The sequence below is a fragment of the Desulfuromonas sp. genome, from assembly GCA_002869615.1.
GTDB lineage: Bacteria > Desulfobacterota > Desulfuromonadia > Desulfuromonadales > UBA2294 > BM707.
Map to the genome: position 1 here is coordinate 1 of PKUH01000072.1, position 8,046 is coordinate 8,046.

An 8,046-nucleotide genomic window follows, 5' to 3' on the forward strand; every position below is an offset into this window, starting at 1 on the left:
CGGGCTGGTTGAAATCGTCCGTGATGAAAAAGCCGACAACAGTCATTGCTACATCGAGCTGACCGAGAGTATCGTCAACCGGGCCGGCCGCACCGGCGGCACCTTCCTGCATAGCTCACGGACCCGGCCCAGTCATTTGCCGCACACCAATATCCCTTCCCATCTGCGTGCCGAATATCCGGACAAGATCAACGATCTGACCTCGGAAGTCCTGAAGAACCTGATGTATCTCGGGATCGACGTTCTGATTCCGATCGGCGGTGACGACACCTTGAGTTACGGTCAGCGTCTGCACGAGGAAGGGGTCGATGTCGTCGCCATACCGAAAACGATGGACAATGATGTTCCCGGGACCGATTACTGTATCGGCTTTTCGACCTGTGTGACCCGGACGATCGAGATGACGCATGCCCTGCGGACCTGCGCCGGTTCGCACGAGCGTTTCCTCGTCCTCGAAGTCTTCGGACGCTATGCCGGCTTCACCGCCCTGCTGCCGACCATGGCCGGGGCGGCCGACCGCTGCGTTATTCCGGAGCATCCTTTCGATATCGAGTTACTGACCGAGATGATGTCTGACGACCGCAACCGGCATCCGAGCAATTACTCGGTTGTCCTGGTGTCGGAGGGAGCGACCATGGCTCATCATGACGACATGCTGTTCGAGGGTGATGAAGTCGACCAGTACGGCCATAAGAAGCTCGGAGGAATCGGCGACCAGGTGGCGCAGCAACTCAAGGAGCTAAGCCCGAAGTACAATAACGGAAGGCGGATCAATGTTGTCAATCAGCGCCTCGGTTACCTGGTACGCTGCGGCGACCCCGACGCCCTCGACTCGATCGTGCCGATGGCTTTCGGCAATATCGCCCTCGATCTGGTCATGGACAACCATTTCGGCCGCCTCATCAGCCTGCACAACGGCTGTTACGACAGCGTGCCGATCGAGGTGGTCACCGGCCAGAAGAAGCTGGTCGATGTCGACAAGCATTACGAGATCAGCCGGCTACGACCGATTTACGAGACCTTCCTGCGGCAGCCGTTGTTTATCATGACCGGGGATTATTGATCAATCAAGCAAGGCATCAATCGCTTCGAAATCGATCTCCCGATCGGCCAGCGACTGAACCAGCTGGATTTTCTGTCGGTCTTCAGCGGTGATCTTGGAAACATCTTCCATGAGGACACTGAATACATCCGCCGTCAGTTGTGGGCAGCGGATATAAGGCAGGTTGGAATCATCCAGGATCTTCTGTGTCGTCCGGGAAATATCACTGGTGCCGGTAACCAGGATTCCGGCCAGCTTTCGCCTGTATTCGTGGATGTGATAGAGTGACGCCAGGGTCACCAGAAGCTCGTCGCGCGAGCCGGTGACGACCAGCAGAGTCGACTCCTTGAGGATATCGATGACCCGCTGGCAGGAGGCGGCGCCGAGCTGGATATGGTGACAAATCTCTGAAGATTGCACCTTGGTGGCGCGCAATGGCGCCTTAAGGACCTTGGCGACATGATTCAACGTTGGATGTGCCAGGATCGGCGAGAAATTGAAGCCGCCAACGACCGAGATCCCTTCCCGCCCGAACGACATCCGCAGGTAGTCGAGGGTGCGCTCCCGCTTTTCGGCGAGCAGTTTGTTCGGCAGGATGCCGACCACCTTGGCTCCAGCCTCCCGAAAGAGCGCAAGATTCAGATGAACGGCGTCGATGACATTACCGATGCCGCCGCCGGCAACCATCATCACCGGAGCCCCGAGCATCTGGGCGATAACCGCGTTGTTGAGTCCGACCACGGCCCCGACGCCGCTATGCCCGGCGCCCTCGATAATGAGAAAATCGTATTTTTCATCCATTACGGCAAAGGCGTCTTTGGCCTTTTCGACCAGGCTCTCCCGGGTAATCTCACCGGCCAACACCTTGCGGGTCGTATCGGAGTGAAGCACGACCGGCGACATCAGATCGATGTCATCATCGAGCCCGTAGACCTTGGCAATCAGCGCGGCATCCATGTCGACGGCATGCCCCTTGTAATTGATCAGTTTCGGCCCGAGCGGCTTGATGAAGCCGACCCGATCATATTTCTTCCGGGCCAGGTGCATCAGGGAAAGACTGGTTGTGGTCTTGCCGCAATTCTGTCCGGTTGCTGCGACGAAGATTTTTCGGGCCATGGGTGCCTCCTCCGGGTGACAGTGATTGTTAAATAAGTTATAACATGACAATTTTTTTCCGCATATTTTTAAAAGAGGAAAATCTGCCGCGAAGTCACCAAGGACACCAAGAAGGTCAAAAAAAAATTTAACGGAGAGCCGCTGAGGTGGAGAGGAAAAACAAAATCCATATCTTAATGGTTAGATCTAAATCGTAGTTCTAAGGACGCGGTTTTATCTATGTCATCAGCTTTGCTCTGTATCTCTCCGCCTCTCCGTTAAAAACGTCTCTAAGCCTTTGCTTTTGGGAAGTCCTTGTCTTGGTGGCAATCCGGTTTTGATCCTGTCTTCGGATAAAAGATAAGTAAAAATGGAAGCACTCCTGAACGAAATCAAAACGAGATGTGCTGCGTTGGCTGATGAGCCTCGACGGCTCTTTCATGGCCGGGGGCAGACGGTTCCGGGTTTCGAACACCTGGTGATCGACTGGTACCCGCCGGTTGTGCTGGTGACCCTGTATCGCCCCGTCGAACAGCCGATCCTCGAAGATCTGAAGCAGCATCTTGAAGAACAGGTCTGCCAAAAGCTTGCCGGCATTGTCGTTCAGGACCGCAGTCAAAGAGATGAGGAACCGAAGATCCTGGACGGCTCCTGCCCGTCGGAACTGGCCATCAGGGAAGCCGGGCTCAACTACCTGGTCCGGCCACTGGCGAGCCAGAATATCGGCTTCTTCCCCGACATGAAACCGGGCCGGCAGTTGATCCGTCAGATCGCCCGGGAAAAAAAGGTGTTGAATCTCTTCGCTTACACCTGTTCTTTCTCCGTTGCGGCCATTGCCGGCGGTGCTGCTCATGTGACCAACCTCGACATCAATGAAAACCTGCTCGCCCGGGGCCGGGAGAACCACCGACTCAACGACCACGACCTGCGCCGGGTCGCTTTTATGCCGCACAACCTGTTCAAATCATTCGGTCGGCTGAAGAAAAATAAGCCGTATGACCTGGTTGTCATCGATCCGCCTTACCAACAGGGCCGCAATTTCCGGGCGAACCGCGACTGGCCGAAAATCATGCGGCATCTGCCTGAACTTGTCACTCCGGGTGGTGAGATTGTTGCTGCGGTCAGTGCCCCGGAACTCGGCCGCACCTTTCTGCGGCAGCAGTTTTCCGAATACCTGCCACAAGCCGACCTTGTCGCCGAGCTGACCGGCGGCGACAGTTTCCCCGAAGCCGATCCGGACAAGGGATTGCATATCCAGCACTATCGGTTGTGAAAACTTGACCGACCCCGGAAGATTTTTTAAGATGAGACCTATTGTCGATGTTGAAAGGATAAGCGGATGAAAATTATAATCGACCAGACAAAATGCTGCGGTTCGGGAGAATGTGCCAAGGTTTGCCCGGAAGATGCGATCACGATTGTTGATGGATTGGCTGTCGTCGATCACGCCAAGTGCGACTTCGATGGCCTTTGCATCCCGGCCTGCCCGTATGGGGCGGTCAGCCATGAAGAAGCATAAAAGCAGACTCAACCGGCAAGAGATAAAGCCCCTCGGCCTACTGGCCGGTGGGGCTTTTTTTGCGGTCTGAATTATTTCTGTTCAACTTTGCAGCCAGATAATTTGCCTTGAGGCAAACACAGTTCGTCGCTGTGGCGGTTGTGGTCGGGCTACGGTTCGGTGCGCGCGGTGCCAGAGGGCGACTTTAAGATCAACGGGGGTGAGTCAAAGGCTTTTTTGATAGCTCCCTCTGCTCTGCCGGGGCCCCATGTAAGACCGCCGAGCGAGCCGATTTTAATCCGGCGTTCAGGTAACGACAGTGACTGACGGATTGAACTCGGCGCAGTGAGGGAACCTGATCATCAGGCGGGTGAGCTGGGGTGTCTTTCTTTTGCTTACTTTTCTTGGACAGGCAAGAAAAGTAAGGAGCAAGCCGGGCGATACCGGCGAACCGGGTTTATGCTTCTCGGGCGCGGTTAAAAGGTGCGGCGGAGTTTGGGTACGCACCACTTAATTCTCGGTGAAATGCGATGAACCTTTTTTCTTTCTCGCTGCCCGATATTTATCGAGACAAGCAAACTTCAATAAAACCTAGTCGACCGTAGCGCCGAACCCGACCCGGCTTCTATTGGCAGAGTCCTCATCCGGTTCCTTGTAGATATCGTCTTTCTTCAGGAACACCCGCTCAGATGGTAGCTCACCGACCTGAATCAGGTAATCGTGGACGACAGCAGCGCGGGCCGTCGCCAGCTCCTGCATTTCATCCTCTCCGGCCACGGTGTTTGCAAGAAGAAGTTTTTCCATCTCAACATCGGGCAGGGATTTGACGAAACCCAAGGTATTGCGTGGTTTCGGAAAATCAGCCTTCCGGTAGATTTGTTTCAGATAACGTGAACGCTCCTCGTCGCTCAGGCTGATTGCATCAAGGTCTTTCCCGTTACGGCCCATCGATGCTGCCTTGAGCTTTTTCATCTCGCTTGTGAGATGCACCCGTCGCCAGGCTTCCGGGTCTTTCTCGGGATCTACGTAGCCACTCACTTCGACTTTCAGATTCGGTCTTTGCCTGAGCGCATCAACCAGACGATCGAGCTTACCGACTTCAGCCTCCGGCAGTTGCGAGTCACCGGCAGCGAAATCAACTTTACTGAAATCTTCGCCACCACCAAGCATTGCCCCGAGAAGCTTGAACGGCGAAGTCGCCGCCTTGACCAGCAGGTTCTTGAGAATCGTAAAGACGACTCCGACGACACTGAACTCGGGATCATCAAGGCTACCGGCAACCGGAAGATCGAGATGAATTTCACCCTGGCCATCCTTGAGCAGGGCGACTGCAAGCTTGACCGGAAGACCTGTCGCCTCTTCGCTCTCTACCTGTTGACCGAAGGTAAATTGGTCAAGGAAAAGATTGTTGCTGGCGTTAAGCTTTTCACCATCTATCTTGTAGTCAAGGGCGAGAAAAAGCTTGCCCTTTTCAATGGCATAGCCGAGATAGTTTCCGGAATAAGGTGTCATCGGGGTCAGATCGATCGCATCGAAACGGACATTCAGATCAGCGAACAGTCTCTCTCCAAGCGGCGCCAGTTTACCTTTAATCTGCAGGGGAGATCGATTTTCGAGATTGCCGCGTAAATCAACGGAAGCCGGCTGAGCGGAGGCGGAATCGATGCCGCTGATCCGCCCGCCAAGATTCAGCATTCTGGTTTTAAACTCTTTCGGCATATGTTGATCAGCGAATTCAAAAGTTCCGCCCTGAAGAGTCACCCGATCAATGTTGATAACCGGCGCCGGGCCGGACGGCTCTTCGGGAATTTCCGGTGGATCCGAATCTTCCTCCGTCGGAGCCTCGGCCATCATACTCTGGATATTGACCTTGCCCTCTTTGGTCACCAGTAATTTGGCGAGGTAGTTATTGAGGGTCAGTTCAGCAATCGAGATCGTCGGCGGGCCATCGTCCAATTGAACGTCGAGACCATCAAGTTGCAGACTCTCCCAACGCAGAACATCAGTGCGGCCGACCGGTTCAACCAGTTGCAGCGAGCGTAAGCCGGTCGTCCCTGAAAGGGAGATTTCTCCGGTCGTACTTGTGAAATCAAAGCGTAATTCCGAATCGATATTCCCTGATGTAACAAGACCGGAAAAATTGTCCGGAAAATAGCTCTCAATACCACCCAGATCGATTTTATCACCGACAATTGCAGCACTGACCTCAAGTGGTTCAGTCGTCAATTCCCCTTTGGCCGACAGGCTGCCGATTACATCAGAAAGAGGGTTAACCATGTTCATTTTGACATTGTACGGAACCGGCGTGCCGGTCAGCGTGTCAAGATCATGCAGACCGATATCGAGGTTCCGAACTTCGCGTACAAACGGCTTTCTGCCGGTTTCGTCGCGAAAATGAATCACCCCGTTGCGGAAGCGGAGCTCCCGGAGTTCAACATGGGAGCGCTCATCGGCACTCTCAGGAGCGTTGTCTCCCGCTTCGTCCAGAGCTGTGTCTTGAGGATTCGAGTCGGCCGCCAGACGGCTGAGATTGACTATGCCATCTGCATCACGCTGCACATAGGTCTCCATACCATAGGCGGCGATCTGGTCAATTGCGCCCCTTCGGGCCAGCAAATCGGCCCACTCGATCTCAACCTCACCCAGTGGCAGGAACAGAACTTTTTCGCCGCGGCGGTCATTGACCAGAAGATTGGTTATGGAGAAACTGCCGCCGAGCAGGAGTTTCGTCTCCTGGTCCCGGGTGACCTTGTAAGAGAGGTCGAGGTCGACCGCTAACTTGCCATTTTCAATATCAACCGGCCGAGTTGGCGGCAGGTAGGCAGCGTAAAACGGCAGATCGATGTCATCGAGACGGATCTGCAAGGACGCCTCAAGGGTGTCGGCAAAAGGCTTCGCCTCACCCTCGATGAGAAACGGCGCGTCGTCTATTTCGAGACTGAGTCGCGGCTGTACAAACTTGTCGGTCAACGCCGGTGTATTACCGATAAAGGGCAGGGCAAGATCGAAATTCCGGATCGTGTGTACGATTTCCGGGGTTGCCAGATCGGAGTAATCGAGCGTACCTCCTTTTATGATCAGGTTATTGACGGCGAACCGGAGTGGTTCGGAATCGGATGGTGCCTCTTCCGTAGGACTTGCCCCGGCGGCAAAGTCGGAAAAATTGAATTCGCGATCCGAAATTTTAACGATCCGGACGGCTGGGTTGATCAACTCGAGCTGGTCGATAATCGGTGCCATTTGCCAGACCGAGCTGATATTGATATTGACCAATAATTGATCGAAAGAGACGAAAGTTTCTTCTGCCTTCGGTTCAGTCAAAACTACCCGGCGGATTGTCAGGCGGCCAATCAGGGGATTGAAGGAAGCGCGCTCAATCGTCAACTCACGTTCGGTGTTTTCGGCAACCCAGGCAATCGCCTGTCGCCGAATAATTTCCGGCAAGATCAAACCAAGAAAAAGCATAAAAAGGATGACGACAACGCCAACCGATATGAGTATTTTTTTACTACGCAACAAATCATTCCTCCAGACAGCGAGTTCTTTCAAGAGGTTACCAGATTTCCGATCAGATGCACGCAGGGAAATGCAGGCGATGAACGATAAAATTGGCCCGATGGAGCAAGACTTTGGGCTGGCATCCGGAATCCAATTATGCTAAGTTAACGCCCGTTAAAATTTATTCGAGGAGGATATAGAAAATGGGGTTTATAGACATTCAGGAAGCTCTCAAGGCGTCAGCGCAAACGGAAAAAGACGCAATGGATTTTTATAAGTTTGGCGCCGAAAAGATGCAGGACGACAAGGCCAAAGCGATGTTTGAAATGCTCGCCAAGGAAGAGATGGAGCATGCCCGTTCCTTCTACGATGCCTGCATCGGTGACGGCCTGCCGGCGTTTGAGGAGTTCATCGCCGCGCCGCCCGATACCGAGTCGAGCTGGTGGAAGGCCCTGAAAGAAGCAATGCTTGGTGATTTTGACGAGCGCAAGGCGATGGAATTGGCAATCGAGCAGGAGGATGCTCTTGAGAAGGAGCTGCGCGAGATGGCCGAGAAGATTGATGATCCGTCGGTCAAGGAGATCTATCTTGCCAATGCCCAGTCGACGCATCGCCATGAAGAGATGATTGAGGAAGATTACCACGCGATCTACGGGTAACCATCTTTTATATAAATGTTTTACCAGGAGGACCTGATTAATCAGGTCCTTTTTGTTTAAGCTGGAAAAATCAAAATCGCTGGTCTCACCCAGGGGATTTTTTCTGTTTACTTTTTTATCCTGAAGGGAAACTTCCCGACTTTCAGGGAAGTTTTCCCTGACTTAAAGACTGAAGACAGGAGAACCGCGCGGTCTCGGCCGCGCACTCCGCCATACTCTTTTATTGAGCCATAAAAGAGTATGCAGAAAACGGC

The 8,046-nt window shown here is 53.6% G+C and carries 6 protein-coding genes; 4 read left to right on the top strand and 2 right to left on the bottom strand.

Annotation, left to right across the window (positions count from 1 at the left end):
- The coding region (locus tag C0623_07215; GenBank protein PLY00489.1) for a phosphofructokinase at positions 1 to 1,063 on the top strand (1,063 nt) is incomplete at its 5' end.
- On the opposite strand, the gene C0623_07220 is transcribed toward C0623_07215, so the two are convergent.
- Complete coding sequence (locus tag C0623_07220) at positions 1,064 to 2,158, bottom strand: cobyrinic acid a,c-diamide synthase (protein ID PLY00490.1); 1,095 nt, start codon at positions 2,156 to 2,158, stop codon at positions 1,064 to 1,066. It abuts the gene before it with no gap.
- Between the two features lie 349 nt (positions 2,159 to 2,507).
- Between C0623_07220 and C0623_07225 the strand changes: the two genes are divergently transcribed.
- Complete coding sequence (locus tag C0623_07225) at positions 2,508 to 3,410, top strand: SAM-dependent methyltransferase (GenBank protein ID PLY00491.1); 903 nt, start codon at positions 2,508 to 2,510, stop codon at positions 3,408 to 3,410.
- Positions 3,411 to 3,476: 66 nt separating this feature from the next.
- The gene (locus tag C0623_07230; GenBank protein PLY00492.1) at positions 3,477 to 3,656 is read left to right on the top strand and encodes a ferredoxin; all 180 of its coding nucleotides are present in this window, start codon (positions 3,477 to 3,479) and stop codon (positions 3,654 to 3,656) included.
- A gap of 570 nt (positions 3,657 to 4,226) precedes the next feature.
- Here the strand turns inward: C0623_07230 and C0623_07235 are convergent.
- Entirely contained in the window at positions 4,227 to 7,154 is a 2,928-nt protein-coding gene (locus tag C0623_07235) for a hypothetical protein (GenBank protein PLY00493.1), read from the bottom strand.
- A gap of 182 nt (positions 7,155 to 7,336) precedes the next feature.
- Between C0623_07235 and C0623_07240 the strand changes: the two genes are divergently transcribed.
- A complete protein-coding gene (locus C0623_07240) occupies positions 7,337 to 7,792 on the top strand; it encodes a rubrerythrin (protein PLY00494.1) in 456 nt (151 codons plus the stop codon).
- Positions 7,793 to 8,046 lie beyond the last annotated feature (254 nt).

What these genes read in the sequence shown, in the direction of transcription:
- C0623_07220 (PLY00490.1), bottom strand. Translation starts at nt 2,158, where the DNA reads ATGGCCCGAAAAATCTTCGTCGCAGCAACCGGACAGAATTGCGGCAAG.
- C0623_07225 (PLY00491.1), top strand. Translation starts at nt 2,508, where the DNA reads ATGGAAGCACTCCTGAACGAAATCAAAACGAGATGTGCTGCGTTGGCT.
- C0623_07230 (PLY00492.1), top strand. Translation starts at nt 3,477, where the DNA reads ATGAAAATTATAATCGACCAGACAAAATGCTGCGGTTCGGGAGAATGT.
- C0623_07240 (PLY00494.1), top strand. Translation starts at nt 7,337, where the DNA reads ATGGGGTTTATAGACATTCAGGAAGCTCTCAAGGCGTCAGCGCAAACG.